The sequence below is a fragment of the Nonomuraea sp. NPDC003754 genome, from assembly GCF_053605785.1.
This window is the reverse complement of sequence record NZ_JBSGJX010000051.1, coordinates 29,343-54,911: the sequence shown is the minus strand read 5'-3', so window position 1 is coordinate 54,911 and position 25,569 is coordinate 29,343. Positions and strand designations below refer to the sequence as shown.

Sequence of the window (25,569 nt, the reverse complement as noted above, 5' to 3'; positions counted from 1 at the left end):
CGCGCGATCCGTCCACCCGACGGGCCCGGAATTCCGCCATCCGGCACGCGTCCCGTTCACTGGCAGGCGCGCGATCCGTCCACCCGACGGGCCCGGAATTCCGCCATCCGGCACGCGTCCCGTTCACTGGCAGGCGCGCGATCCGTCCACCCGACGGGCCCGGGATCCGTCCACCCGGCGGGCCCGGGATTCCGCCCATCCGGCCGGCCGCTGGATCCCGCCCACCGACCCGTACGGCAAGCCCCGCCACGCGCCACCCCAGGCGCGTGGCGGGCGTCTGTCCCGGGATACGCGTCACCGAGCGCGCGTGGCCGGCCGCCGCTACGGAAGGCCGATGAAGGGCCGTCCGTGACGGCGGGACGCGGCTGGGCTCGAGGAGCGTCCCTTCGACGGAGGGCAACCGGTGACCACGGAGGCGCCTGACCCGGCTTGCCGTACAGACCGGCAAACCCCCCGAGCCGCACCACCACGAGGCCGCACACCCAGCGAACATCCCGAGCCCCACCAGCACAGCGCCATACAGACCGGCAAACCCCCCGAGCCGCACCACCACGAGGCCGCACACACCAGTGAACATCCTGAGCCCCACCAGCACAGCGCCGCACAGACCGGTAAGCGCCCCCAGCCCCACCAGCACCAGGGCGCACACAGCGAACATCCCGAGCCCACCAACACGGAGCCGCACCAGCATGAGGTTGGGCGAGGCAAGGGACGCCGCTCCAAGGGCCGCCGCGCGTGGAAACGCACGGCCTTCGTGCAACGGAGGCCAGGGACAGACGGAGGCCGGAGACAGACGGAGGCGGGGGGTGGGAAAGGGGAAGGCCCCCGCAGGGAGATCCTGCGGGGGCCTTCGAGTGAGAGGAAGGGGTCAGCCCTCGAGCTCGGCGGTCATCGCGCGAGTCACGTTCGGGTCGACGGGAACGCCGGGGCCCATCGTGGTCGAGAAGGTGACCTTCTTCAGGTAGCGCCCCTTGGCCGCGGACGGCTTGAGACGCAGCACCTCGTCAAGGGCGGCGGCGTAGTTCTCGATGAGCTGGCGCTCGTCGAACGACGTCTTGCCGATGATGAAGTGGAGGTTCGCCTGACGGTCGGTGCGGAACTCGATCTTTCCGCCCTTGATGTCGGTCACGGCCTTGGCCACGTCCGGCGTGACGGTGCCGGTCTTGGGGTTCGGCATGAGACCGCGCGGGCCGAGCACGCGGCCCAGGCGGCCGACCTTGCCCATCAGGTCGGGGGTGGCGACGACGGCGTCGAACTCGTTCAGGCGGTTGCCCTTGGCGATGTCGTCGATGAGCTCGTCGGCGCCGACGATGTCGGCGCCGGCCTCGCGGGCAGCCTCGGCACGGTCACCGGTCGCGAAGACCAGGACCCGGGCGGTCTTACCGGTGCCGTGCGGGAGGTTGACCGTGCCGCGCACGATCTGGTCGGCCTTGCGAGGGTCGACACCCAGCCGCAGCGCCACCTCAACGGTGGCGTCGAACTTGGTGGTGGTGGTCGCCTTGGCGAGCCTCGCGGCCTCGGCGGGCGTGTAGAGCTTGTCGCGGTCGACCTGGGCCGACGCGTTCTTGTGCGCCTTGCTGCGCTTCACTTCGGATCTCCTCGGTGGAGTCTGTGGTCACGGGCCAGCGCCTGGCCCTCCCACGGATGGAACAAATGGACTGCTGGGCAGAAGCCCGTCGGGTGACGGTGTTCTACCTACTCCGCGACCGTGATGCCCATCGACCGGGCGGTGCCGGCGATGATCTTCTCGGCGGCCTCGATGTCGTTGGCGTTGAGGTCGGGCATCTTGGTCTCGGCGATGCTGCGCAGCTGCTCGCGGCTCAGCTTGCCGACCTTGTCCTTGTGGGGGACCGCAGAACCCTTGTCGAGGCCGAGCGCCTTCTTGATCAGCTCAGGCGCCGGGGGCGTCTTCGTGATGAAGGTGAAGCTGCGGTCCTCGAAAATGGTGATCTCAACGGGGATGATGTTGCCCCGCTGGGCTTCGGTGGCAGCGTTGTACTGCTTCACGAAGTCCATGATGTTGACGCCGTGCGGACCGAGGGCGGTACCGACCGGCGGGGCGGGCGTGGCCTGGCCAGCGGGGAGCTGAACCTTGACCAGCGCCGCGATCTTCTTCTTCGGAGGCATGTGTCCTTCTCCGGGTCCTGATCGTGTTGCCGTCCGCTCGCGGGTGCGGGCGGACATGTCGGAAGGCCGTCCTTCGCGTGGACGGCCTGCCGAACGTCTGTGGTCGACGGAAACGAGTGACGGATCGCCGGCGGTTGGCGCACTGCCGGGGTCACGCGTTACCCGTCGAGTGTATGCGAGCCCGTCAGATCTTCGAGACCTGGTTGAACGACAGCTCGACCGGGGTCTCGCGGCCGAAGATCGACACCAGCACCTTGAGCTTCTGCGACTCGGGGCTGATCTCGCTGACCGAGGCGGGCAGCGTGGCGAACGGACCGTCCATGACGGTGACCGACTCGCCGATCTCGAACTCGACGGCCGGGCCCGAGGCGGCCTTGGTGGTGGCCTTCTTGGTCTCCTCCGTCGGCTCGGGCGCCAGCAGCTTGGCGACCTCGTCGAGGCTGAGCGGGCTCGGCTTGTTGGAAAGGCCGACGAAGCCGGTCACGCCGGGCGTGTTGCGCACCGCGGCCCAGGACTCGTCGGTCAGGTCCATGCGGACGAGCACGTAGCCGGGCAGCACGCGCTCCTTCACGGGGACCTTCTTGCCGCTCTTGAACTCCTGGACGGTGTGCGTGGGCACCTCGACCTGGAAGATGTAGTCCTCCATGTTGAGCGACACGTTGCGGCTCTCGATGTTGGACTTCACGCGGTTCTCGTAACCGGCGTAGGAGTGGATGACGTACCACTCGCCGAGCTGTCCGCGCAGGGACTGCTTGAACTCCTCGACGGGGTCGACGGCTTCCTCGGCCTCGTCGGCCTCCTCAGCCTCGTCGACGACGGTCACCGGAGCCTGCTCGGACTCCTCGACGTCGTCGTCGGCCTCCTCGGCCTCATCGAGCTCGGTCTCCTCGACCTCGTCGATGGCCTCCTCGGCGGCGACGTCGTCGTCCCACTCCTCGCGAGGGGTGTCTGAAGTCTCGGACACGGTGACTTTTCCTCTTTCGTCGAATCGAATGGTGCCTTGTCAGGCGTCGGGTCAGCTACCGCCGAAGATCCGCAGGACGCCCTCCGTGAGCAGGGCGTCAAACCCCGACACGATCGCAACCATGATCAGAACGAATACCAGAACGACCGTGGTGTAAGTGATGAGATCCTTACGCGTCGGCCAGATGACCTTGCGCAGCTCGTTGACGACCTGCCGATAGAAAAGGGCGGGCGAAGTGCGCTTCTGCTTCTTCTCGCCGCTCGGCTTGCCTGCGGTCTCGCTGTGCGTGTCGATCGCCACAGTCCTCACCTGATCTGTCGTATCCAACGCAGTTGCGCGGCGCGCTTGCACGCCTTGCTGCGCGGACCGCACTCAGCAGGGCAAGAGGGACTCGAACCCCCAACCGCCGGTTTTGGAGACCGGAGCGCTACCAATTGCGCCATTGCCCTATGTCGTCAACCACACTACATCGATTGACTGCCTGTCCGGACCGATCGCCGCATCGACATGCGGCGGCAGGACCATGCGAAAGTGTACGGGCGAATGACCTCCACGTCGAACCAGAACACGATCGCCCAGGTCGGGACGGCTTGCCCGCACTACGATGGACCCCATGTCCAGCCGCATCTCCGCACGCATCTCCGCGATCTCAGAGTCCGCCACGCTGGCCGTCGACGCCAAGGCGAAGGCGATGAAGGCAGCGGGCCGTCCCGTCATCGGCTTCGGCGCCGGCGAGCCCGACTTCCCCACGCCCGGCTACATCGTCGAGGCGGCGATCGAGGCGGCACGCGATCCGCGCTTCCACAAGTACACGCCCGCGGGCGGCCTGCCCGAGCTGAAGCAGGCGATCGCCGCCAAGACCCTGCGCGACTCCGGCTACGAGGTCGACGCCTCGCGGGTCCTGGTGACCAACGGCGGCAAGCAGGCCGTCTACCAGGCGTTCGCCGCGCTGCTCGACCCGGGTGACGAGGTCCTGGTCGTCGCGCCGTACTGGACGACCTACCCCGAGGCGATCAAGCTGGCCGGCGGCGTGCAGGTCGACGTCGTCACCGACGAGACGACCGGCTACCTGGCCTCCGTCGAGCAACTGGAGGCGGCCCGCACCGAGCGCACCAAGGTGCTGCTGTTCGTCTCGCCGTCCAACCCGACGGGCGCCGTCTACCCGCGCGAGCAGGTCGAGGCCATCGGCCGCTGGGCGGCCGAGCACGGCCTGTGGGTCGTCACCGACGAGATCTACGAGCACCTGGTCTACGGCGGCACCGAGTTCACCAGCATCGCCACCGCCGTGCCCGAGCTCGGCGACAAGGTCGTCATCCTGAACGGCGTCGCCAAGACCTACGCGATGACCGGCTGGCGGGTCGGCTGGCTCATCGGGCCCGCCGACGTGGTGAAGGCCGCCACCAACCTGCAGTCCCACGCCACCTCCAACGTCGCCAACGTCTCCCAGATGGCCGCCCTCGCCGCCGTCTCGGGCGACCTGTCGGCGGTGGCGGAGATGCGTGAGGCGTTCGACCGGCGGCGCAAGACCATGGTCAGGATGCTCAACGACATCCCCGGCGTGGTCTGCCCCGAGCCGATGGGCGCCTTCTACGTCTACCCGTCGGTCAAGGCCCTGCTCGGCAAGGAGATCAGGGGCCGGCGCCCGCAGACCTCGGCCGAGCTGGCGGAGCTCATCCTGGAGGAGGCGGAGGTGGCGGTCGTGCCGGGCGAGGCGTTCGGCACGCCGGGCTACTTCCGCCTGTCCTACGCGCTGGGCGACGACGACCTGGTCGAGGGCGTCAGCCGGCTGCAGAAGCTGCTGGCCGAGGCGAGCTGAACCGGGGCCCGTCCCCTCTCCTGCCCCGGACACCACCCCCGGCCGTCGGCACGGCCGTGGTGGTGTCCGGGTCCGCTCCCGGTCGCGTGCCGGCGAGACTCCCAGGGCCCCGCTACCGGGCGGGGGCCACCTGGATGCCGCGGGCCACCGCCATGAGGTCGTTGACCAGGTCGTCGCTCACCTGGACCCGCACGCCGTAGCCCGGTCTGGCCGTCCACAGCACCATGCGGCCCCTGGACAGGCCCGTGCCCGTCACGATGTCGCCGACCAGGGCGGGACGGCTCCCCACGGTCGTCCTTCGCAGACCGCTGAACCTCTCGCTCGTGGGCCACGAGACGTGCGCGAGGTCCTGCGGGGTGCGCGCCCGCTCCCCCTTCACCACCTCGACCAGGACCGAGCTGCCCGCCCTGGTCCACCATCTGCCGCGGCCGTCCATGCCGCCGTCCTGCCCTGCCGTGAACCCCGGTGGGAGATGCGTGACGGTGAGCCCCTCGAATCTCAGGGGGAGGCCCCGCGTGGCGGGAACGGGGATGATCCCGGCGAGGACGCGGTCGATCTCGGGTTCGAGGTTCTCGCTCATCCTGAGGACGACCCCGACTCCGGGCTCCTGCAGCCACAGCCGGCCGGTCAGCCGGCTCCTGGCGCCGTTGCGGTAGGCGGGCCTGCCGTTGACGGTCGTGCGCGTCCCGTTCCGCCAGTCCCCGGCGCTCCAGGCGGCCAGCTCGTCCAGTGAGGCCGCGTGCCTGCCCCTGACGACGGTCAGCGTGATCTGCCTCGCGCCCGCTCCAGTCCACGTCTTGGCCGTCTCCCCGTCGCTCCTCATGGTGAAGCTCTCCAGGTGGAGGCGGGGCGGGAGGTAGGAGACGCGCAGCCCTTCCACGACGCCGCCGGCCGGTCCCGTGGGGTCTATCACCTGGAGTTCTTCGGCGATGCTCCGCACCTCGGCGACGTGGTTCGCGCCGACCGTCACCCTGAGGAGCAGCCCCTGACGCTCGCTCCAGAGCAGGTCCGTCCCGCCGGGGGAGATCTTCGCCTGCCGGCCCCGCGTGGACGTCAGCTGCCCTCCGGCCATCAGTCCGGGCGTGTCGAGGCCGTCCGCCCCGCCGTACCTGCTGACTCTCACGAGGTCGGCGCCCGAGCCCCAGGTGAGCGTGCCCGCCAGGAGCCTGCCCTCGCCGGAGTGACCCTGGACCGGCTCGCCCAGGCCGGGAGGGACGTGGCGGACCACGACGTCGTCGAGGCGGCCCGTGGTGCTCGGCGTGGTGGCCACCCGCTGCTCCCCGGGCGCCAGCACCCATCCGGCCAGCGCCAGCGCCGTCGCCGTCGCCACCGCCGCGATCGAGTGCCTGGTACGGCGCCGCCGCCGCGAGCGCCGTACCACCCGTTCCGCGAGGTCGGGGGCGGCGGCGAGATGGGCGGTGTCCTCGGCCATGGCCTGCCGCAGGCTGCTCTCAAACATCGCTCGGCACCTCATCCATGACGATCAGCCCGCGCAGCTTCGCCAGCGCCTTGGCGGTCTGGCTCTTGACCGTGCCGACGGCGCATCCGAGGGTCTCGGCGGTCTGCGCCTCGGTCAGGTCCTCCCAGTAGCGCAGCACCACCACCGCCCGTTGCCGGGGCGGCAGCAGGCGCAGGCCGTCGGCGAGAACCTGACGCAGCTCGACGCCCGAGTCCGCGCCCGCCACCGGCACCTCGGGGAGCGTGCCCATCGGGATGAACCGCAGGACGGCCCGGCGTCTGGCGCGGTTGATCGCGGTGTTCACGATGATGCGCCTGACGTAGGGTTCGGGGTCGACGTCCTTGCGCAGGCGGTGCCAGCTGCGGTAGGCGCGCTCCAGCGCGGTCTGCAGGACGTCCTCGGCCTCCTCGCGCGAGCCGCAGGACAGGTACGCGAGGCGTAAGAGGCTGGTGCCGCGCGCCGCCACGTACTCGGCGAACGCGGTCACTCGGTGGTCTCCATACCCCTTGTGTACGCCTGGGGCCGCGGGAGGGTTGCCCCGGATCAGCTGGGCGACCGGACGGAGGCCGCCAGCGGGACGAGCGCGTGGGCCAGGCCGTCGCTGACGCGGATCCAGGCGCCCGTGCCGGTGCGCTCCAGCCAGGCGATGACCATGCCGCCGCCGGGATGCCTGCCGACCAGGGCGGGCCTGCCGCGGACGGTGGTCTTGCGGGGCTTGGCGACGCTGACGCGCTCGCGGTAGGTCTCCCAGTCGGCGGCGACCGTACCGCGCTCGACCTGGACCTCGACGAACGCCGCGCCCGAGGCGTAGCGGGCCCAGCCGCCCTCGACGCCGGGCTCGGGCGCGATGGCGCCGCCGCCGGTGCGGGTGAGGCCTGACGGCAGGTAGGTCAGCCAGAAGTTGTCGGCGACGACCGTGATGCCGGGCATGGTGTCGGGCACTGCGTCGGTGGGGGCTGGTGGAGCGGGGCTGGCGATGGTGGGCGGGGTGGCGGAGGGCGCGACCCGCCCGAACCCGGAGGAGAAGATGGCGTAGATGGTCAGAACCGTCACCGCCAGGGCGGCGAGAGCGAGCGCGGCGCGCCGTCCCCCGCCCGTGCCGGCGACCAACTCGTCAGGCGCCATATCTCCTTGGTGCCCACCGACCCCGCCATGGTCACTTCGCGGGGCGCACCCCCTCGGCGATCTTCTTCAGCTCGGCGGTGATCTCCTCCGTGCTGAGCTCCTTCGCCCGGGACGGGCTCATCGCCACCTCGACGGCGAGATCGTCGGTGAGCCTGAAGCCGAGGGTCGGCGTGCAGCAGGGCTCCTTGCGCGGCTGCGCGCCGAGCTTGTCGTAGTCGCCGCCCTCGTCGATGTCGCCGAGATAGCCCCGCCTGTCGCCGACGTCGACGCGTTCGACGCCCTCGCGCTTCAGGGTGTCGTCGACGCGCGCGCCGGCCTTGCCCTCGTGGACGAAGACCTGGATGCCGTAGTAGCCGTTCGGCTCGTCGGGCAGGTCGTAGGTCGTCGTGTAGGAGGTGCCGCCGGACGGGCCGTCCCACTTGTTGGACCACTTGCCCCACGCCAGACCGTCCGGCACGTAGCCGAGCGTGATGCCGCCGAACGTGCGGCCGTCGCCCAGGTCGCCGAGCGCCTGGGGCGGGGCCTCCCCGAGCAGCAGCCGGACCGTGGAGCCGGAATCCACCTCCGTGCCCGGCTTGGGCTCCTGGCCGAAGACCTTCTCCGCCCCTGTGGCCTTCTCGGCGACGAGGCCGGCCGCCTGCAGCGCCGCCTGCGCCTCCTCGAACGTCTTGCCTGTCATGTCGGGCACGGTCACCTTGGTCAGCACCCGCACGGTCGACGTGCCGTTGGCCACGCCGCTCGACTCGGGCCCCGCGGTCACCGCCATATAGACCGGCACTCCCGCGGCCAGGACGGCGGTGGCCAGCGCGGCGCCTGCCGTACGGAACCTGATGACGTGGGCGCGGTGCCTCCTGCGCACGCCGGCGCCCAGAGTGGGTGCCGCCTTGACCTCGGCCACGCTCGCCGCCATGGCGTCCGCGAGGGCTTCCTCCACCTTCATACGAGCACTCCTTCCTTGACGTTCTCGCGGATTCTGGCGAGCCCCCGCGCCGCCTGACTCTTGACCGTGCCGAGCGAGCAGCCGAGCATCTGCGCCGTCGCGTGCTCGCTCATGTCCTCCCAGTAGCGCAGCACCAGGACGGCCCGCATGCGCGCGGGCAGCTTGCGGAGCTCCGCGATGAGCGCGTCGCGCAGGTCGAGATCGGGTGAGCGGGCCTCCGTCTCGGGCGGCCTGGAGAACGTGATCTCCTGGATGACCTTGCGGCGGCGGGCGGCCGAGATGGCCGTGTTGACCACGATCCTGCGGGCGTACGCGTCGGGGTTGTCGTGCCTGATGCGCGGCCAGTGCCGGTAGACCTTCTCCAGCGCGTGCTGGACCAGGTCCTCCGCGTCGTGCTGGGTGGCCCCGCACACCAGGATCGCGGTACGCAGCAGGGACGTGCTTCGGGCGGCAAGGAACTCGTCGAAAGCCGCCTCGTCTTCTTCCTTCATCAGCGAGATCCCCTTTCGCCCCTCCCAACGCGTCAACCGGGGGTCAGGTTGAGTGGCACCATATGGAAATGCCACGTCCGCTCGCCGCCCTTCCCAAAGCCCACCTTCACCTGCACTTCACCGGGTCGATGCGGCATTCGACGCTGATCGAGCTGGCCAGGGAGCAGGGCCTGCACCTGCCCGACGCGCTGGAGCAGGACTGGCCGCCCCAGCTCCACGCGACCGACGAGCGGGGCTGGTTCAGGTTCCAGCGCCTCTACGACATCGCCAGGTCGGTGCTGCGCCGCGAGGAGGACATCTACCGGCTGGTGCGCGAGGCGGCGCTGGACGAGGCGGCGGAGGGGTCCGGCTGGCTGGAGATCCAGGTCGATCCGTCGGGTTTCGCCTCCAGGTTCGGCGGGCTGACCGCGACGCTGGAGCTGATGCTGGACGCGGTGGCGAAGGCCGCGGCGGAGGCGAAGATCGGCATCGCGACGGTCGTGGCGGCCAACAGGACCAGGCACCCGCTCGACGCCAGGACGCTGGCCAGGCTGGCCACCCAGTACGCGGGCGAGGGCGTGGTCGGGTTCGGCCTGTCCAACGACGAGCGGCGCGGGCGCGCCCGCGAGTTCGACCACGCGTTCAGGATCGCCAAGCGCGCGGGGCTGCTGGCCGTGCCGCACGGGGGCGAGCTGCTGGGCCCGGAGAGCGTCGAGGAATGCGTCCACGATCTCGGCGCCGACCGGGTGGGCCACGGCGTGCGGGCGGCCGAGTCGCCGCGGCTGATGGAACGGCTGGCCGACCGGCAGATCTGCTGCGAGGTGTGCCCCACGTCGAACGTGGGCCTCGGAGTGGTCGAGGACGCGTCGGCGGTTCCGCTGCGGCGCCTGTTCGACGCCGGAGTGCCGATCGCGCTGGGCGCCGACGACCCGCTGCTGTTCGGCGCGCGGCTGCTGCCGCAGTACGAGCTGGCCCGCGAGGTCTACGGCTTCTCCGACGCCGAGCTGGCGGAGCTGGCCAGGCAGTCGATCAGGGCGTCGACCGCGCCGGAGCAGGTGCGCAAGGAGCTGCTGCGGGGAGTGGACGACTGGCTGGCCGCCCCTGATCCCTCAGCGGAGTGAAGCGGCGATCTCCAGCGCCCGCCGCCTGTCCGGCACCCCTTCGAGCCTGACGGCCACCTCGCCGTCGAACCAGACGAGGGTCGGGCCCGCCAGGCGCAGGGGCAGCTCGGTGCCGTCCTCCCGGTCGACGCGGCTGAGCCGGTGCTCGCGGCCGATCCACCAGCCTTCGGCGCCGTCGACGCTGACGTGCTCGGGCCAGGGCTCGCCGAGCTGCTTGACGAAGTAGGGTCCGAGGCCGTCGAACTGGTCGATCCTGGTGCCGCCGGACCAGAACAGGGAGACGATCCGGCCGCCGTCGCTGACCGTGACCCGCTCGGGCTCGCCCAGCTCAGCGGGCACCTTCACCGGGAACGTCACCAGGCTCCGCGCCGCGTCGAGCGTGACGGCCCGCTCCCCCGGCAGCGGCACGGGCGAGGCGGGCGGCGTGCCGTTCTCGCCCACGCGCAGCTCGATGCCGGCCAGCCGCAGGACGTGGACGACGGCCGCCCTGCCCTGCGGGGTGGCCGCGGTGAGCGCGACGACCGCGACCAGGACGGCGGCCACCAGCCCCCACCTGGACCTGCGCCACCCCCGCCGGCCCACGGGCCGGGCGCCAGGCCGCCCCACGGGATCAGTCGCGCGGCCGGGGTCGTCGTCGGTCTCGGGCCCCGGGGCGTGGCGGGAATCGTCGACGGCCTCGGGCCCCGGATCTCGGCCGGGCTCGGTCTCGGGCCCCGGGGCGTGGCGGGAATCGTCGACGGCCTCGGGCCGTGGGGCGGGCTGTTCGAGGCGGGCCCGTACGGCGGCGGCCACGTCGGCGGGCGGCGGGGCGGCGGACACGTCGAGGAAGCCGGCCAGGGCCGTCAGCTCCGCCTCGAGGTCGTCGTCCGGCGGTGTCACGCCGGGCTCGTCGTCAGGCGAGGTCACGTCCCACCTCCTCCCTCAGCCTGGCCAGACCGCGATGCGTCCTGGACTTGACCGTGCCGACCGGCCAGTCGAGCACCTGTGCCGTCTCCTGCTCCGACAGCTGCAAGAAGTACCTGCAGACCACGGCTTCCCGTTCCCGATCAGGCAGCTCGCGGACGGCGGCCAGCAGCCGCGCCCTGCGGTCGTCGGCGATCGCCGCGCCCTCCGGGTCGTCGGGCGCCTGCGCCGGGGCGAGCGCGCCGAGCCGCAGCGTCAGCTCCGACCTGCGCCCGCGCGACCTGGTCAGGTTGTGCGTCTCGTTGGCGACGATCCGCAGCAGCCACGGGCGGAACGGCGCGTCCATCCGGAAGCCGCCCAGGTGCCTGAACGCCTTGACGAACGCCTCCTGCACCACGTCGTCGGCCTCGTCGCCCGCGCCGAGCATGGCGGCGGTGCGGTGGGCGAGCGCGCTGTAACGGGCGACCAGCACCTCGTAGGCGGCAAGGTCACCGTCCAGGGATCGGGCTATCGCCTCGGCGTCGTCCATGGGCAGGAGAGATTCCATCGCATGAACGCCGCTTCCGTCCATAACGTGATTGCCAGGGACGACCGGGCACTAGACTGCTGGGCCGACCGGTTTTCCATGGAGGAACGGACTTATGTCATCTGGGTACGACCGCGTGGTGCAACCGGCGGCCGGCGACGAGGCTCTGGAGAACCACCTCGGCGGCGACGAGGCGAAGAACTACCGCCAGTACGAGTTCGACATGGTCGCGCCCCACGTCGGCCGCTCGATGCTCGAGATCGGCTCCGGTCTCGGCCACTTCGCCGAGCAGTTCCTGCCCCGCCTCGACCGGCTCGTGGTGAGCGACTTCGACCCCTACTGCGTCGACCAGCTGCGCAAGCGCTTCGCTGACCGCTCCGACATCGACGTGCTGCACTTCGCGCTCCCGGACCCGGTTCCGATGGAGAAGAAGGTCGACACGGTCGTCATGATGAACGTCCTCGAGCACATCGAGGAGGACTCCGAGGCGCTGCGCTCGCTGGCCCGCGTCGTCACGCCGGGCGGCCGCATCATCATCTGGGTGCCGGGCTACATGCAGCTCTACGGAGACTTCGACAAGAAGGTCGGCCACGTCCAGCGCTACACGCCCAAGACCCTGCGCAGCTCGGTCGCCAAGGCGGGCCTCGACATCGACGTGCTGAAGCCGATCAACTTCCTGGGCGGCATCGCCTGGTGGGCGGCCGTGCGCCGCGGCGGCGTCGGCTACCCCGACCCGCGCCTGGTGAAGATCTACGACCGCACCGTGGTGCCCGCCACCCGGCTGCTCGAGCGCTTCATCCGCCCGCCCTTCGGCCAGACGGTCTTCTGCGTCGCCCGCGTGCCCCGCTGACCCTCTTCCCGTCCAGCCCCCGTACGACCTCTCGCAGGGCGCGCCGTCCAGCCTCCCGTACGGCAAGCCTCGCCACGGCCACCGAGATCACTCGGTGGCCGTCCGTCTTTCACGCGTACTCCAGCGGGACTCCGGCCGGTCGCCGCTACGCCGCCCGTATCGCCGGCCCCGTGGCCGATGCTGAACGCCTGGGCCGCCCCGCCGCGCCGAAGCCGCCACGCCGGCCGGCCCGTCGTCTGCCGCCCCGGCCCCGCGCGCTCGCCTGCCGTCTCCCTGGAGGGACGCCGGCCCCGCGCGGAGGGTGGGCTGGACCGGGCTTGCCGTACGGGCGCCCGACGACCGGCACCCGCGCACGACGCCCGCCTTGGAGATCCGGCTGAGGGTAACGCCGGCCGGGGATGGTCACGGGCAGGGGTGGGGATCAGAATCCGAAGAGAACGGTGGACGGAGATGGGCGGCCGTTATGACCGAGTACGCGCAGGCGCGAGAGGTGGCGGAGCAGGCCAGGCAGGCCGAATGGGAGCGGCCGAGCTTCGGTAGGCAGCTCTTCCTGGGCGACTTCAGGCTCGATCTGGTGCATCCGATGCCCGCGCTCGACGAATCAGCCACCACGAGGGGCGAGGAGTTCGTCAGGGCGCTGCGGCGCTTCCTCGACCGGCAGGTCGATCCGGCGGAGATCGAGCGGACCGCGGTGGTGCCGGACGAGGTCATCAAGGGCCTGGCGGGCCTCGGCGCGTTCGGGATCACGATCGAGGAGGAGTACGGCGGTCTCGGACTGTCCCACCTGTACTACAGCCGGGCGCTCATGCTGGTCGGCTCCTACTCCCCTGCGCTGTCGGCGCTGCTGTCGGCGCACCAGTCGATCGGGGTGCCGCAGCCGCTGCGGCTGTTCGGCACCGAGGAGCAGAAGCGGGAGTTCCTGCCGCGCTGCGCCCGGGGGGAGATCTCGGCGTTCCTGCTGACCGAGCCGGACGTGGGCTCCGATCCCGCGAGGCTGTCCACGACGGCCGTCCGCGACGGCGACGAGTACGTGCTCGACGGCGTCAAGCTGTGGACGACGAACGGCGTGCTCGCCGATCTGCTGGTCGTGATGGCGAGGACCGGGGAGAGGATCAGCGCCTTCGTGGTGGAGGCCGGCTCGCCCGGGATCACCGTGCAGCGGCGCAACGCGTTCATGGGCCTGCGCGGCATCGAGAACGGCGTCACGCGGTTCGCCGGTGTCCGGGTCCCGGCCAGGAACCGGATCGGCCGCGAGGGCGCGGGCCTGAAGATCGCGCTGACCACGCTCAACACCGGCCGGCTGTCGCTGCCGGCCACCTGCGCGGGCAACGCCAAGTGGGCGACGAAGATCGCGCGGGAGTGGTCCGCCGCCCGGGTGCAGTGGGGGCACCGGATCGGCGAGCACGAGGCGGTGGCGACCAAGCTGGCTTTCATCGCCGCCACCGCCTACGCGCTGGAGGCGGTGACGGACCTGTCGAGCAGGATGGCCGACGACGAGTCCACCGACATCAGGATCGAGGCCGCGCTGGCGAAGCTGTTCGCCAGCGAGATGGCCTGGCGGGTGGGCGACGAACTGGTCCAGATCAGGGGCGGGCGCGGCTACGAGACCGCCGAGTCGCTGGCCGCCAGGGGGGAGCGGGGCGTGCCTGCCGAGCAGGTCCTGCGGGACCTGCGCATCAACCGCATCTTCGAGGGCTCCTCGGAGATCATGCGGCTGCTGATCGCGCGTGAGGCCGTGGACGCGCATCTCTCGGTCGCGGGAGAGCTGGTCGACCCGGGGGCCTCCCGGCAGGACCGGACCAGGGCGTTGAAGCGCGCCGGCGCCTTCTACGCCAGGTGGCTGCCCGGCCTGATGGTCGGCCACGGCACGCTGCCGGTCTCCTACGCCGACTTCGGCCCGCTGGCCCAGCACCTGCGGCAGGCCGAGCGGAGCAGCCGCAAGCTGGCCAGGTCCACCTTCTACGCGATGTCCAGGTGGCGGGGCGCACTGGAGCACCGGCAGTCCTTCCTCGGCAGGATCGTCGACATCGGCGCGGAGCTGTTCGCGATGACCGCCGTCTGCCTGCGCGCCGACGAGGACTCGCGCGATCTCGGCCGCCGCCCGGTGGAGCTGGCCGACGCGTTCTGCCGCCAGGCCGCCGCGCGGGTCGACGCGCTGTTCGAGCGGCTGTGGCACAACACCGACGCGCACGACGCCCGGGTGGCGCGCTATCTCCTCGAGGGCCGCTACGCCTTCCTGGAGGAAGGGGTGCTCGACCCGTCCATCGACGGTCCGTGGATCGCCTCCCCCTCGGGTGACGATGACGTACGCCGTCATCTTGGTGCTTGATTAGTAATATAAAAGGCCTTGTTTCACGCAGAATCGTGCAGGATGCTCGACACAGGGCACCCTCGCATCACATCCGGTCTAGACCGCGTCAGCCTTTGTGTTGTGAAACCGAGACCAGCCGGTATAGACCGGCTGCCGAACAGGGGCTTACTCTGACGCAAACGCGCGGAGCCGCGGCCCGCGCGCACCCCCAACCCCTGGGCGGTGTCAGGTGGCTGGTACGGACCAGCGCACCCGTCCGATGAGAAGGCGGTATCTACGGTGAACATCAAGCTTGTGGGCGGCGCCGCTCTCGGCCTTGCCACCATGCTGGTCCTGTCCGCGTGCGGGGGCGGCGGCTCCCAGCCCGCCACCGGCGGCGACTCCACCGGTCAGGCCGGCGGCCAGGTCACGCTGAAGATGGTGGCCGCCGACTACGGCGACAACCCGACGGCCGACAACGCGGGCACGAAGTTCTGGAAGTCGGTCGTGGACCAGTTCCAGGCGGCCAACCCCAACATCAAGGTCGACGTCCAGGTCATCTCCTGGAACGACATCGACAAGCAGGTCGCCACCATGGTCCAGAACGGCCAGGTGCCCGACATCCTCCAGACCGGCGACTACTCCGGCTTCGTCAAGGACGGCCTGCTCTACAAGGCCGACGAGGTCCTGTCGCCCGAGGTGTCGAAGGACATGCTCACCAAGTTCGCCGACTTCGGCAAGGTCGACGGCACCGCCTACGGCATCCCGTTCGTCTCCTCCGCCCGCGCGCTCTTCTACAACAAGGAGCTGTTCGAGAAGGCCGGCGTCGCCGAGCCGCCCAAGACGTGGGACGAGCTCAAGGCCGCGGCGGAGAAGCTGAAGGCGGCCGGCGTCAGCCAGCCGTTCGGCCTGCCGCTCGGCCAGGAGGAGGCACAGGGCGAGTCCTTCCTGTGGATGCTGGGCAACGGCGGCGGCTACACCGACGCCTCCGGCAAGTGGACGGTCAACTCGCCGGCCAACGTCGAGGCGTTCACGTACGTCAAGGGCCTGGTCGACGCCGGCCTCACCACCCCGAACCCGGGCACCAAGGACCGCAAGACGGTCTGGGAGGACTTCGCCGCGGGCAAGGTCGGCATGGTCAACGGCGGCCCCATGTCCATCCCGATCTTCGACAAGGGCGCCGTGAACGGCAAGTACGCGGTCGCCCCGATCGCCGGCAAGACCGGCCCGCTCAACACGACCCTCGGCGTCATGGACTGGATCATGGCGTTCAACAAGAACGGCCACGCCGCCGAGATCAGGAAGTTCTTCGACTTCTTCTACACCGGCGACGCCACCCAGAAGATCGTCGACAACTACAAGCTGCTGCCCGTGACCAACGGCGGCATCCAGAAGCTGTCGGGTGACGAGAAGCTCAAGCCCTTCCTCGACGCGCTGCCCAACGCCAGCTTCTACCCCTTCAAGGACCCCAAGTGGTCCGAGGTGAACACCACGATCAAGCAGACGATCGGCGGGGCCGTCAAGGACGACCCGGCGAAGGTGCTCGGCGACATCCAGAAGGTCGCCGAGGGCAGCTGATCCTCAGGGGTCGGTACGGCCGGCGCTCCCCCGCGCCGGCCGTACCCGTATGGAAGGTTCTTCATGAAAAGGTTGCGCGTCCTGGAGCCCCTGGCATGGGTCGGGCCCGCGGTGGTGCTGATCGCGGTGGTCGTCCTGTGGCCGGTCATCGAGATGGTGCGGACGTCGTTCCTGGAGGTCAGCCGGTTCGGCGTGGTCCGCGGCTGGAACGGCACCGAGAACTACGACAAGCTCTTCGCCGAAACCGACTTCTGGCCGGTGATGTTCCGCAGCCTCGTCTGGGTGGTCGCGGTCGTCGGGTTCACCGTGCTGATCTCGCTGGCGCTGGCTCAGCTGTTCAACCAGAGGTTCCCCGGACGCAAGATCGCCCGGTGGGCGCTCATCGCCCCGTGGGCCGCCTCCGTGCTCATGACGTCGATCATCTTCAAGTGGATGCTCGACCCCGAGGTCGGGATCATCAACCTGATCCGGCGTGACCTCGGGCTGATCCCCGCGATGGGCGGCGCCGACGCCGACCAGCTCGGCCAGGCCGCCACCGCGTTCCCCTGGCTGATCTTCGTGGCGGTGTTCGTGTCGGTGCCGTTCACCACCTACGCGCTGCTGGCCGGCCTGGCCACGATCCCCTCGGACGTCTACGAGGCGGCCAGGATGGACGGCGCCTCCACGTTCAGGACGTACTGGTCGATCACGCTGCCGTTGCTGCGACCGGCCCTCACCGTCGCCGCGCTGATCAACGTGATGAACGTCTTCAACAGCTTCCCGATCATCTGGTCGATGACCCACGGCCAGCCGGGCTACTCCACCGCGACCTCGACGATCTTCATGTTCATCCTCAAGGGCTCGAACATCGGCGAGTCGGCGGCGATGTCGGTGGTGAACTTCGGCATGGTGATCATCCTCACCGCCATCTTCCTCAAGATCTCCAAGTGGAAGCAGGAGGTGGCGTGATGGCCCACTCCCGTGCCGTCACCGGCGGTCCGATGCCGTCGCTCAAGAAGGTGCTGGTCGCCGCCGCGGCCTACCTGATCGCCTTCGTCTTCCTGTTCCCCTACCTGGTCATGCTGCTCACCGCGCTGCGCCCGCAGGCCAGCCTGCGCGAGGCGGCCTACCTCCCGTCGTCGTTCGAGTGGTCCAACCTGCTGAACTTCTGGACCGGCGGCCTGGCCGACAACCTGCTGGTGACGCTGAAGGTGGCGGGGGGCTCGACCCTGCTCGTGCTCCTGGTGGCGCTGCCGGCGGCGTACTACTCGGCCCGGCACAACTTCAGAGGGCGCACGGCGTTCCTGATCCTGGTGCTCATCACCCAGATGTTCCAGCCGACCGCGATGCTCGTCGGCATCTACCGGGAGTTCTTCCAGTTCGGCCTGGTCGACTCGACGTGGTCGCTGATCCTGGTCAACGGCGGGTTCAACCTGGCCTTCGCGGTGTGGATCCTCAACGCCTACTTCGCCTCGATCCCGAGGGAGTTGGAGGAGGCGGCGTTCATGGACGGCAACGGGCGCTTCGGTGCGCTGTTCAGGATCACGCTGCCGCTGGCGATGCCGGGCGTCATCACCGCGCTGATCTTCACGTTCATCGCCGCGTGGAACGAGTTCGTGGTCGCGCTGACGCTGACGACCAGCCCGGAGAAGCAGCCGCTGACCGTGGCGCTGAACTCCTTCATCGGGCAGTACTCGGTGGACTGGCAGAACCTGTTCGCCGGCTCGGTGATCGCCACCATCCCGGTGATCATCCTGTTCGCGCTGATCGAGCGGAAGGTGGTCGGCGGCCTCACCGCCGGCTCCATCAAGTAGACCCCCTCCCCGCGCCGCCGCCCGCGATCCCTCCGCGCGGGCGGCGGCGCCTTTTCCGGGCTCGGCCTTCGCCCTATTCCGCCTGCCCGGGGCCCTCCCGCCGGTCGGAGGCACCACGCGGGGGCCGGCGAGCCCGATGTGACGGCGGGGTGCGAAGTCCCGCTGGAGTGCCGTGAAGGACGGGCGGTCAGCGGTGACCGCGGTGGCCCTGAGCCCGCCCTGCCGTATGGCGAGGACCCGGGCCGGGACAGGCACAGAGCAAGGTTCTGTTGTAACCTCTCACTGACCGAATGTTGCTCGGTTTGGATCCGGGAGGCACTGTGGCAGAGGCGTACATCGTCGGGGCGGTCCGCACCCCCGTCGGTAAGAAGAAGGGCGGCCTTTCCACCGTCCACCCCACCGACCTGGCCGCGATCACGCTGAAAGAACTCGTCGGCAGGACAGGCGTGGACCCCGCGGCGGTCGAGGACGTCATCATGGGCTGCGTCATGCAGTTCGGCCCGCAGAGCATGGACATCGCGCGCAACGCCTGGCTGAGCGCCGGCCTGCCGGAGACGACGGCGGGCGTCACCATCGACCGCCAGTGCGGCTCGTCGCAGCAGTCGATCCACTTCGCCGCCCAGGGCGTGCTGTCCGGCACCCAGGACCTGGTGGTGGCCGCGGGCGTCGAGTCGATGAGCATCGTCCCCATGGGCTCGTCGATCACCGCCGCCCTCGAGAAGGGCATGCCGTTCCCGTTCGGGGACATGTGGGTCGAGCGGTACGGCAAGCAGGAGATCTCCCAGTTCCGCGGCGCGGAGCTGATGTGCGAGAAGTGGGGGCTCACCCGCGAGGACCTGGAGAAGTACGCCTTCGAGTCGCACCAGCGGGCCGCCAAGGCCATCGCGAACGGCTACTTCAAGGACCAGATCGTGCCCGTCAACGGCGTCGAGGACGACGAGGGCCCGCGCGCCGACACCACGCTGGAGAAGATGGCCGGCCTCAAGACGCTGAAGGAGGGCGGCGCCATCACCGCCGCCACCGCCTCACAGATCTCCGACGGCTCGGGCGCCGTGCTCATCGCCTCCGAGCAGGCCGTGCGCGACCACGGACTGACCCCGAGGGCCCGCATCCACCAGCTCGCCCTCCTCGGCGACGACCCCGTCTACATGCTCACCGCGCCCATCCCCGCGACGCGGAAGGCGCTGCGGAAGGCGGGCTTGTCGATCGACGACATCGACGTCACCGAGATCAACGAGGCGTTCGCGCCCGTGCCGCTGGCGTGGATGCACGAGCTCGGCGCCGACCCCGCCAAGGTCAACCCGAACGGCGGCGCCATCGCCCTCGGCCACCCGCTGGGCGGCACCGGCGCGATCCTGATGACCAAGCTGCTACACGAGCTCGAGCGCACCGGCGGCCGGTACGGCCTGCAGACGATGTGCGAGGGCGGCGGCCAGGCCAACGTCACGATCATCGAGCGCCTCTGACGGACCCGCCGGGCCGGCCGGCGGGAGACTGGCGGGCTTCCCGCATCACACGACCGGCCCGGCGACACTCTCCCGCCTCCGGAGAGGTGCAGCCCTCCCGCCTCCGGAAAGAGGTGCGCCCTCCCGCCTCCGGAAAGATTCGCCTCCGGAAAGAGGTGCGCCGCCCCCCGAGGAAACCGGGGAGCGGCGCACTGCCCACCTACCGCCCCTTGGGCGGGATGCGGCGCGGCGGCGCGATGGGCCGCTGCGGCATCTTGGGCATCTGGCGAGGAACCTGCGGCATCTCCCTGCCGGGCAGAGCGGTGCCGTGCTTCTTGTGGCCTGAACGAACTCGCATGAGTGTGCTCCTTTACGCGACTTGCGACGCGGCCGCATCACGGGTGAAGGCCGGTCTGGCAAGCTCAGCTGCCGCGTCTGAACGGACGAGGTCTGACGGCTGAGTGGCGGTCGGCTGATCAGGTCAGCCCCGCGCGTCACAGGTAAAGGCGCATGTCCATGACAGTAGGCGGTGCCCCCTCTGCCCCGCAACGCATTTATCGGCGGTAGAGGCGGTAGAAATGAGCGGGATGTCGGCGGAGAGGACAGGCATGGACCGGATAGGGCGAGCGGTCGGCGCGGTCGTCGGATCAGCCGTCGGCGACGCGCTGGGGGCACCGTACGAGTTCGGACCGGCGGGCGCGTTCTCCGCCGCGTTCCCCGGTGGCGGCGGCAACATGCGGCCCGGCGGCGGCTGGGAGGCAGGCGAGGCGACCGACGACACACAGATGGCCGTCCACGTCGCCGAGTCACTCCTCGACCGCGGCACGCTCGACCTGGCCGACGTCTTCGACCGGTTCCGGTGCTGGGCGGCGGCCGAGCCCAAGGACATCGGACTCCAGACCGAGGCGGTCCTGGGTGCCGGCCTGCCCTGGGACCAGGCCGCGGCGGCCCACTTCCGCTCGACGGGACGTGCGGCGGGCAACGGCTCGCTGATGCGGGCCACCCCGTCCGCCGTCCACTTCGCCCGGCACGGCCGCGCCGCCACCATGGACGCCGCCCGGCGCATCTCCGCCCTCACGCACGGCGACCCCGCCGCGGGAGAGGGCACAGCGATCTTCCACGACCTCATCAGGATCGCCCTGGACGGCGGCGACCCCCTCGCCGCGCTGCCGGAGATCCTGGCCCACGTCGAGCCCGGCCACCGCGAACGCTACGCGGCCGTCCTCGCCCCCGGCTGGCACCCGGATCAGGCCACCGAGGTGAACGGCGCCGTCTGGCCATGCCTCGGCTCGGCGGTGTGGGCGGTGCGCACCACCTCGTCGTACGAAGAGGCGCTGCGCGCGGCCGTCGACGTCGGCGGCGACACCGACACCGTGGCCGCCGTCACCGGTGGGCTGGCGGGCGCCGTCCACGGGATCGACGCGATCCCCGCGCGCTGGCTCGAACCGCTGCACGTGCCGCTGCCCGGCGCCACCCCCGCCCGCGTGCTGCGCGCCGACGACCTGCGCGTCCTCGCCGAACGCCTCGACGCGGCCCCCGCCTAGGCACGACGGAACGGCGGGGCCACCGCCTGAAGCACGACGGAACGGCCGGGCCGTTGCCTAGGCACGATGGAACGGCCGGGCCGTTGTCCAAGGCGCGACGGAACGGCCGGGCCGCCGCCTGGAGCTCGGCGGCGCGGCCGGGCCGTCTAGGAGCGGTGCGAGCTGGTCATCGTCGCGTAGACGATGATGTTGTCCGTGTAGTGCCCGGTCGCCCGGTTGTAGACGCCGCCGCACGTGATCAGGTGCAGCTGGGCGTTGGCCTGGTCCCCGTACACGCGCTGCGTCGGGAAGGTCGCCTTCCCCGCCTGCTCGACCCCGCCCACGGTGAACACGGCCGTCGTGCCGTCGCGCCGCTTCACCTCGATGACGTCGCCGTTGCGGATCTCCCCGAGCCTGCTGAACACCGCGCTCCTGGTGCGCGTGTCCTTGTGCCCGAGCATGACCGCCGGGCCCGACTCCCCCGCCGTGGACCCGTGCCGGTACCAGCCCACCAGGTTCGGGTTGTCGATCGGCGGCGTCTGGATCGCGCCCTTGCGGTCAAGGCCGACCGACATGACCGGCGCGTTGATGCCGAGCCGCTTGATGACCACCCTGATCGGGTTCGACGGCTGCATCGGCGGCGCGGGCGTGATCGGCGGCAACGGTGGCGGCACCGTCGGCGGGGCCTCGAACAGCGCCTGCTGCGGCTGGCCCGACGCGATCGCGTCCGGCTGGCTCGACAGCGACAGCGACTGCCGCCCCTCCGCCAGGCCGTACTCCTCGGGGCTCATCAGCATGAACACCAGCCCGACGACCACGGTCAGCACCCCGGCCACCGCGGCGAAGATCAGCGTCGACCGCAGGATCTGGCTGCCGCGATCGTCGTAGGGCGGTTCGGGGTACTGTCCGCTCACCGAGGTCAACCCCGAGGCGCGGTACGGCGGCGCAGCATCAGCCCGCCCACCGCGGCGGCCAGCACGATCAGCGAACCGGTCAGCACGAACATCCGGCCGTCAGGACCCAGCTCGCCACCGCCACCGGTCTCGGCGGCGCCCTTCGGCGTCTTGTTCACCTTGCCGTTGCCGCCGACGGGGGTCTGGGTGACGGTCGCGGTGACGGTACGGGTCGGCTTGGCGCTGGCCGAGGGAGAGGGGGACGGCGAAGGCGACGGTGACGGCGAAGGCGACGTCCCGGTCCCGGTCCCGACGGTGAGCGTGTAGGTCTTCAGGTTGGCCGCGTTCTGGACCTCGCACCTGATGGCGGGATCGGTGCCGCTGGCGGCGTTCGAGCCGAAGTTGACGTTGCCCGGCTTGACCGTCGCCGTACCGGTGTTCGCCGACGTGCTCTTCATGCTGACGGAAGTGGTGGGCAGGGGAATGATCTGGCCCGCCGTGATCGTCCCTGGCGTGCCTTCACCCGTCGCCGACGTCAGGTTGGTGATGCCCGTGAGCGTCGCGTAGGGGAAGATCTTCGCGGCGATGGTGCCCGTGGCCGGCGCCTTCAGTTCCTGGCCGGAGACGTAGGTGCCCTTCCAGCCGATCGCGAACTGCTCGTTCGCCTTCGCGTTGGTCGGCATGGTCAGTTCGACCTTGATCTGCACGTTCTGGATGTCCGTCGTGGCGGGGCCGGTGCACTTGTAGGTGACGATGTCCTGCGTGCCGGTGCCACCGCCCGTGCCGCCGACCGTGGTCGTCAGGCTCGCGGGGGTCGCCGTTCCCGCCGTGCAGCTGCTCTCCACCGGTGTGCCCCCGGTGGGGGGTGTCACGTCCAGGTCGAGGCTGACCGCGTTCGCCAACGGCTTGACAACGACGGAGGTGGCACCTGTGGTGATCGTGGCATTGACCGTCTTCGCGGGAATCGTGACGTTCGAGCCTGCAGTCACCTGCGTGGTGAGCTCGTACTCCTGGTCCCACATCAGGTCGGTGCCCCCCGTACCGGCGGTGGCACCGGTGACATCCAGGTCGGCCGTGACAGCGATCTTGGACCGAGCGGCGAGAGCGTCCTTCGGCTTCGCGCTGACGAACTCCCACTTGATGGGGACGGTCGTCGTGCCGGTGGCCACGTTGTCCGGAACCGTGATCTTGACCTGTACCGAGGTCGAGCCCTCGAAAGCGCCCGAGCAGTTGAACGGGATGGTCATCGTGGTGTCGGCGGCCGCTGTCGAGGTGGACGCCTCGGCCGGGGACGACAGGCCGAGGACCGATCCGGCGAAGAGAGCCAGCGTTCCCGCGAGCCCCAGGGCAGAGGTCTTCAGGGCGTGGCGACGCCGCGCCAAGGACTTCAGCACTGTCTCTCTCCGTTCCAAACAGCGGGGACCATGTTGACAACTGGCATAACAGGATTCCAGTCCATGGTCACGATTCGGTAGAGATCCTACGAACTGTCCCTGTGAATCGTCTGCAAACTCCAAAAATCACGACAAATTTCCGCGCCGTTAACCCTTCTTCTTCGACAGGGCGGCGTAGACGACGACGTTGTCCTCGTAGTGGCCGTTCGCGCCGACCAGCCCGCCGCAGGTGATCAGCCGCAGCTGCGCGTTGTCCACGTTCCCGTACACCCGCTTTGTCGGGAACGCCGATTTCTTCACCTGCTCGATCCCGCTGACCGTGAACCGGGTGACCTTCCCGTCGGTGCGGTAGACGTAGATCTGGTCGCCCTTGGCCAGTTCCTTCAACCGCCTGAACACCGCCGCGCCGTTCTTGGTCGTGGCGTGCCCGTTGATGATCGCCGGGCCCTTCTCGCCCGGCACGGGGCTGAAGCGGTACCAGCCGGTGAGGTTCGGCTTGGACAGCGGCGGCGCCTGCAGCTCACCCTTGGCGTCGACGGTCACGCTGCCGACGAGCGCGTTGACCTTGATCTTGGGGATCCTGATGCGCAGCGGCTTGGCCTTCGCGTTGGGCTTGATGGGCGCCGCGACGGCACCGGCCGGGGCCGGCGGCGGCGCGCTCAGCACGGCGGGCGCCAGCGGCTTGTTCGGCCCGCCGGGCCCGACCGCCGGCAGGACGAACGAGTTCGCCACGTTGTACATCGCCAGGGTCTCGGGGCTCTCCCCCTGCGCCAGGGACGGGGTGGGCCCGGAGCCGTCATCGACCGGGGTGATGAACGACAGCAGTCCCGCCATGATGGCCGCCACGCCACCCAGCGACCCCGCGATCAGCAGCCCGGGAAGGGCCTTGTTCAGCAGTGACTTCTGCTCGGTCATGATCCGCCCTCCCTCAGCGCCGGTTCCCGGCGTGCGCGGCCCGCCGCCGTCTCATTGCCAGCCCGCCTGCCGCGCTGCCGAGCAGCAGCACCGTGCCGCCGGCCATCAGCGCGTACGGCTGCCGCGAAGGCTCGGGCGCCTCACCGGACGGCACGCCGCCGAACGGTGTCTTCTTCACCTGCGCCGCGACGTAGTTGGTCGCCGTCGGCCCGGTCGACGTCTTGACCGTGGGCGTGGCGGTGACGGTCGTGGTGCCGTGCACGCTCACGAGCCGGTCGACCGTGGTCTGGTTCCCGCTGTTGTGGTTGCCGTTGTGGTGGCGCGTAGGGGTGGTCGCCGGGGTCCCCGTGGGCGTCTGCGTGGGGCTGACGGTCGGCGAGATGGTCGGGCTGACGGTGGGGCTGACCGTCGGCGACTGGCCGGGCTTCTCCCTGACCGTCACCTCGACCGACACCGGCGAGCTCACCAGCTTGCAGGAGGCGCGGTGGAAGTCCGTGGGCACCTTGGAGGTGTTGGTCGTCACGATGAACGCGTCGAGCCACGCCTTCTTGGCGCTGCCGTTCTCGATCTTGATGGTGTGCTCGCCGTACGCCAGGTCCTGCGGCGACTCCCACAGCGTGAAACCGCCGTTGTGGACCTCGTTGACCGGGTCGTCCTCGATGTTCCGCGACGGGTCGACCTCGGCCCGCTGCGCGCCGTCCAGGGAGACCTTGACGGGACCGCCCTCACGGTCGCGCGGCCCGATGTACTTCACGCCCGTGCCGATGAACTTCAACTCGGCCGAGGCGCCCTGGGCGGAGGTCTCGTGGTAGTCGTTGTGGATGTGGTGCTCGGAGGAGAGCCGGTCGTCGAACTCGGTCCACGGGCCGCCGTAGTTGATGGTGTGGAAGCGCGGGTTGTCGCCGTCGTTGCCGTTGTTGACGGTCGCCTCGCCGTCCGGCGGCACGAAGTCGACGACGATGTCCTTCGGCTCGATCTTGATCACGCCGGCCTTGATGATCTGCCCGGGGTCGGCGATGCCCGCCGGCAGCGCGAGCGGGTCGTCCATCCGGAGCTTGCTGGAGATCGTGGTCGCGCCGGTCGGCTGGAGCACGCCCTGCCATGCGCCGGTGATCTGCGCGTTGCCCAGCACGTTCATCTGGGCGCCCGCGGCGTAGTAGCCGGGCGAGGAGAAGCGGCTGCCGTCCTTGTAGGCGATCGACCACTTGAGGTCGAGCGCGCCGCCGACCACGAGATCGGTCGCGAACGTCAGCCGGGTCCGCAGCCTGACCGGCGCGTACTTGGCGATGGTGTAGGTGTTGCCGACGCCGTAGCAGTCGTAGTCGATGACCAGGTCGGCCGGCGCGGCCGAGGCCGGCGTTGACGGTAGGACGACGCACAGCCCCGCCACCAGCCCTACCGATCCGGCTGCTAATGCGCTCCGCCAACGAGCCACCG

Annotated in this window: 25 protein-coding genes and 1 tRNA gene; 9 read left to right on the top strand and 17 right to left on the bottom strand. The window is 70.3% G+C overall.

The window, feature by feature from the left end; genetic code table 11:
* Window positions 1-868: 868 nt before the first annotated feature.
* From rplA to ACWEVS_RS39925, 5 genes are all read right to left on the bottom strand, one after another.
* Window positions 869-1,588, bottom strand: a complete 720-nt coding sequence (gene rplA, locus ACWEVS_RS39945; RefSeq protein ID WP_449914218.1) for a 50S ribosomal protein L1 — start codon at window positions 1,586-1,588, stop codon at window positions 869-871.
* Window positions 1,589-1,695: 107 nt separating this feature from the next.
* Window positions 1,696-2,127, bottom strand: coding sequence for a 50S ribosomal protein L11 (gene rplK / locus ACWEVS_RS39940; RefSeq protein ID WP_327087736.1), 432 nt, complete (start codon window positions 2,125-2,127; stop codon window positions 1,696-1,698).
* 184 nt (window positions 2,128-2,311) lie between these two features.
* The gene (gene nusG / locus ACWEVS_RS39935) at window positions 2,312-3,091 is read right to left on the bottom strand and encodes a transcription termination/antitermination protein NusG (protein WP_452555984.1); all 780 of its coding nucleotides are present in this window, start codon (window positions 3,089-3,091) and stop codon (window positions 2,312-2,314) included.
* A 51-nt stretch (window positions 3,092-3,142) separates the two neighbouring features.
* Window positions 3,143-3,391, bottom strand: a complete 249-nt coding sequence (secE, locus tag ACWEVS_RS39930) for a preprotein translocase subunit SecE (protein WP_449914222.1) — start codon at window positions 3,389-3,391, stop codon at window positions 3,143-3,145.
* 76 nt (window positions 3,392-3,467) lie between these two features.
* Window positions 3,468-3,540 (bottom strand) — tRNA-Trp (locus ACWEVS_RS39925).
* A 164-nt stretch (window positions 3,541-3,704) separates the two neighbouring features.
* Between ACWEVS_RS39925 and ACWEVS_RS39920 the strand changes: the two genes are divergently transcribed.
* On the top strand, window positions 3,705-4,907 hold the full coding sequence (locus ACWEVS_RS39920; RefSeq protein WP_449914225.1) for a pyridoxal phosphate-dependent aminotransferase: 1,203 nt from the start codon (window positions 3,705-3,707) through the stop codon (window positions 4,905-4,907).
* A gap of 112 nt (window positions 4,908-5,019) precedes the next feature.
* Here ACWEVS_RS39920 and ACWEVS_RS39915 read toward each other — a convergent pair whose 3' ends face one another.
* Genes ACWEVS_RS39915 through ACWEVS_RS39895 form a run of 5 tightly spaced genes read right to left on the bottom strand, consistent with a single transcriptional unit; the run spans window position 5,020 to window position 8,922 of the window.
* Window positions 5,020-6,366 (bottom strand): hypothetical protein, encoded by a 1,347-nt coding sequence (locus ACWEVS_RS39915; protein ID WP_452555982.1) that lies wholly within the window; start codon window positions 6,364-6,366, stop codon window positions 5,020-5,022.
* Entirely contained in the window at window positions 6,359-6,853 is a 495-nt protein-coding gene (locus ACWEVS_RS39910; protein ID WP_449914230.1) for a SigE family RNA polymerase sigma factor, read from the bottom strand. Before ACWEVS_RS39910 ends, ACWEVS_RS39915 begins: the two co-directional genes overlap by 8 nt.
* 56 nt (window positions 6,854-6,909) lie before the next feature.
* Window positions 6,910-7,491: a hypothetical protein gene (locus tag ACWEVS_RS39905; protein WP_452555980.1), complete on the bottom strand. Its 582-nt coding sequence runs from the start codon at window positions 7,489-7,491 to the stop codon at window positions 6,910-6,912.
* A 31-nt stretch (window positions 7,492-7,522) separates the two neighbouring features.
* Window positions 7,523-8,431 carry a PASTA domain-containing protein gene (locus ACWEVS_RS39900; protein ID WP_449914234.1) on the bottom strand — a complete coding sequence of 303 codons (909 nt, stop codon included), beginning with the start codon at window positions 8,429-8,431 and terminating at the stop codon, window positions 7,523-7,525.
* Window positions 8,428-8,922, bottom strand: coding sequence for a SigE family RNA polymerase sigma factor (locus ACWEVS_RS39895; protein WP_354913866.1), 495 nt, complete (start codon window positions 8,920-8,922; stop codon window positions 8,428-8,430). The genes ACWEVS_RS39900 and ACWEVS_RS39895 overlap by 4 nt, the downstream gene beginning before the upstream one ends.
* Before the next feature lie 62 nt (window positions 8,923-8,984).
* On the opposite strand from ACWEVS_RS39895, the gene ACWEVS_RS39890 reads away from it, so the two are divergent.
* On the top strand, window positions 8,985-10,022 hold the full coding sequence (locus ACWEVS_RS39890) for an adenosine deaminase (protein WP_449914237.1): 1,038 nt from the start codon (window positions 8,985-8,987) through the stop codon (window positions 10,020-10,022).
* Here ACWEVS_RS39890 and ACWEVS_RS39885 read toward each other — a convergent pair.
* Entirely contained in the window at window positions 10,011-10,928 is a 918-nt protein-coding gene (locus tag ACWEVS_RS39885) for a hypothetical protein (protein ID WP_452555978.1), read from the bottom strand. The two genes, ACWEVS_RS39890 and ACWEVS_RS39885, sit on opposite strands and share 12 nt — an antisense overlap.
* Complete coding sequence (locus ACWEVS_RS39880; RefSeq protein WP_354913872.1) at window positions 10,915-11,472, bottom strand: RNA polymerase sigma factor; 558 nt, start codon at window positions 11,470-11,472, stop codon at window positions 10,915-10,917. The genes ACWEVS_RS39885 and ACWEVS_RS39880 overlap by 14 nt, the downstream gene beginning before the upstream one ends.
* A 94-nt stretch (window positions 11,473-11,566) precedes the next feature.
* Between ACWEVS_RS39880 and ACWEVS_RS39875 the strand changes: the two genes are divergently transcribed.
* From ACWEVS_RS39875 to ACWEVS_RS39850, 6 genes are all read left to right on the top strand, one after another.
* A complete protein-coding gene (locus ACWEVS_RS39875; RefSeq protein WP_354913874.1) occupies window positions 11,567-12,301 on the top strand; it encodes a class I SAM-dependent methyltransferase in 735 nt (244 codons plus the stop codon).
* 463 nt (window positions 12,302-12,764) lie between these two features.
* Entirely contained in the window at window positions 12,765-14,630 is a 1,866-nt protein-coding gene (locus ACWEVS_RS39870; protein ID WP_449914243.1) for an acyl-CoA dehydrogenase family protein, read from the top strand.
* A 261-nt stretch (window positions 14,631-14,891) separates the two neighbouring features.
* Window positions 14,892-16,169 carry an extracellular solute-binding protein gene (locus ACWEVS_RS39865; protein WP_452555976.1) on the top strand — a complete coding sequence of 426 codons (1,278 nt, stop codon included), beginning with the start codon at window positions 14,892-14,894 and terminating at the stop codon, window positions 16,167-16,169.
* A gap of 63 nt (window positions 16,170-16,232) precedes the next feature.
* Window positions 16,233-17,117 carry a carbohydrate ABC transporter permease gene (locus ACWEVS_RS39860; RefSeq protein ID WP_354913880.1) on the top strand — a complete coding sequence of 295 codons (885 nt, stop codon included), beginning with the start codon at window positions 16,233-16,235 and terminating at the stop codon, window positions 17,115-17,117.
* Window positions 17,117-17,962, top strand: coding sequence for a carbohydrate ABC transporter permease (locus tag ACWEVS_RS39855; protein WP_354913882.1), 846 nt, complete (start codon window positions 17,117-17,119; stop codon window positions 17,960-17,962). Before ACWEVS_RS39860 ends, ACWEVS_RS39855 begins: the two co-directional genes overlap by 1 nt.
* A 320-nt stretch (window positions 17,963-18,282) precedes the next feature.
* Entirely contained in the window at window positions 18,283-19,428 is a 1,146-nt protein-coding gene (locus ACWEVS_RS39850) for an acetyl-CoA C-acetyltransferase (protein ID WP_354913884.1), read from the top strand.
* 199 nt (window positions 19,429-19,627) lie between these two features.
* On the opposite strand, the gene ACWEVS_RS39845 is transcribed toward ACWEVS_RS39850, so the two are convergent.
* A complete protein-coding gene (locus tag ACWEVS_RS39845; protein WP_452417965.1) occupies window positions 19,628-19,765 on the bottom strand; it encodes a hypothetical protein in 138 nt (45 codons plus the stop codon).
* Window positions 19,766-20,015: 250 nt separating this feature from the next.
* On the opposite strand from ACWEVS_RS39845, the gene ACWEVS_RS39840 reads away from it, so the two are divergent.
* Window positions 20,016-20,951 (top strand): ADP-ribosylglycohydrolase family protein, encoded by a 936-nt coding sequence (locus ACWEVS_RS39840; protein WP_452555973.1) that lies wholly within the window; start codon window positions 20,016-20,018, stop codon window positions 20,949-20,951.
* 146 nt (window positions 20,952-21,097) lie between these two features.
* Here the strand turns inward: ACWEVS_RS39840 and ACWEVS_RS39835 are convergent, their stop codons facing one another.
* The 4 genes from ACWEVS_RS39835 to ACWEVS_RS39820 form a co-directional block, all read right to left on the bottom strand.
* Entirely contained in the window at window positions 21,098-21,844 is a 747-nt protein-coding gene (locus ACWEVS_RS39835) for a class F sortase (protein ID WP_354913889.1), read from the bottom strand.
* A 5-nt stretch (window positions 21,845-21,849) separates the two neighbouring features.
* Window positions 21,850-23,217: a hypothetical protein gene (locus ACWEVS_RS39830; RefSeq protein WP_452555971.1), complete on the bottom strand. Its 1,368-nt coding sequence runs from the start codon at window positions 23,215-23,217 to the stop codon at window positions 21,850-21,852.
* Between the two features lie 147 nt (window positions 23,218-23,364).
* The gene (locus ACWEVS_RS39825) at window positions 23,365-24,132 is read right to left on the bottom strand and encodes a class F sortase (protein ID WP_354913893.1); all 768 of its coding nucleotides are present in this window, start codon (window positions 24,130-24,132) and stop codon (window positions 23,365-23,367) included.
* A gap of 13 nt (window positions 24,133-24,145) precedes the next feature.
* Window positions 24,146-25,567, bottom strand: a complete 1,422-nt coding sequence (locus ACWEVS_RS39820) for a hypothetical protein (RefSeq protein WP_452555969.1) — start codon at window positions 25,565-25,567, stop codon at window positions 24,146-24,148.
* Window positions 25,568-25,569: the final 2 nt, after the last annotated feature.

Coding starts and splice junctions, on each gene's coding strand:
- ACWEVS_RS39880 (WP_354913872.1), bottom strand. CDS start 11,472: ATGGAATCTCTCCTGCCCATGGACGACGCCGAGGCGATAGCCCGATCC.
- ACWEVS_RS39905 (WP_452555980.1), bottom strand. CDS start 7,491: ATGGCGCCTGACGAGTTGGTCGCCGGCACGGGCGGGGGACGGCGCGCC.
- rplK (WP_327087736.1), bottom strand. CDS start 2,127: ATGCCTCCGAAGAAGAAGATCGCGGCGCTGGTCAAGGTTCAGCTCCCC.
- ACWEVS_RS39920 (WP_449914225.1), top strand. CDS start 3,705: ATGTCCAGCCGCATCTCCGCACGCATCTCCGCGATCTCAGAGTCCGCC.
- ACWEVS_RS39845 (WP_452417965.1), bottom strand. CDS start 19,765: ATGCGAGTTCGTTCAGGCCACAAGAAGCACGGCACCGCTCTGCCCGGC.
- ACWEVS_RS39840 (WP_452555973.1), top strand. CDS start 20,016: ATGGACCGGATAGGGCGAGCGGTCGGCGCGGTCGTCGGATCAGCCGTC.
- ACWEVS_RS39870 (WP_449914243.1), top strand. CDS start 12,765: ATGACCGAGTACGCGCAGGCGCGAGAGGTGGCGGAGCAGGCCAGGCAG.
- ACWEVS_RS39900 (WP_449914234.1), bottom strand. CDS start 8,431: ATGAAGGTGGAGGAAGCCCTCGCGGACGCCATGGCGGCGAGCGTGGCC.
- ACWEVS_RS39875 (WP_354913874.1), top strand. CDS start 11,567: ATGTCATCTGGGTACGACCGCGTGGTGCAACCGGCGGCCGGCGACGAG.
- ACWEVS_RS39860 (WP_354913880.1), top strand. CDS start 16,233: ATGAAAAGGTTGCGCGTCCTGGAGCCCCTGGCATGGGTCGGGCCCGCG.
- ACWEVS_RS39895 (WP_354913866.1), bottom strand. CDS start 8,922: ATGAAGGAAGAAGACGAGGCGGCTTTCGACGAGTTCCTTGCCGCCCGA.
- ACWEVS_RS39855 (WP_354913882.1), top strand. CDS start 17,117: ATGGCCCACTCCCGTGCCGTCACCGGCGGTCCGATGCCGTCGCTCAAG.
- ACWEVS_RS39915 (WP_452555982.1), bottom strand. CDS start 6,366: ATGTTTGAGAGCAGCCTGCGGCAGGCCATGGCCGAGGACACCGCCCAT.
- ACWEVS_RS39890 (WP_449914237.1), top strand. CDS start 8,985: ATGGAAATGCCACGTCCGCTCGCCGCCCTTCCCAAAGCCCACCTTCAC.
- ACWEVS_RS39825 (WP_354913893.1), bottom strand. CDS start 24,132: ATGACCGAGCAGAAGTCACTGCTGAACAAGGCCCTTCCCGGGCTGCTG.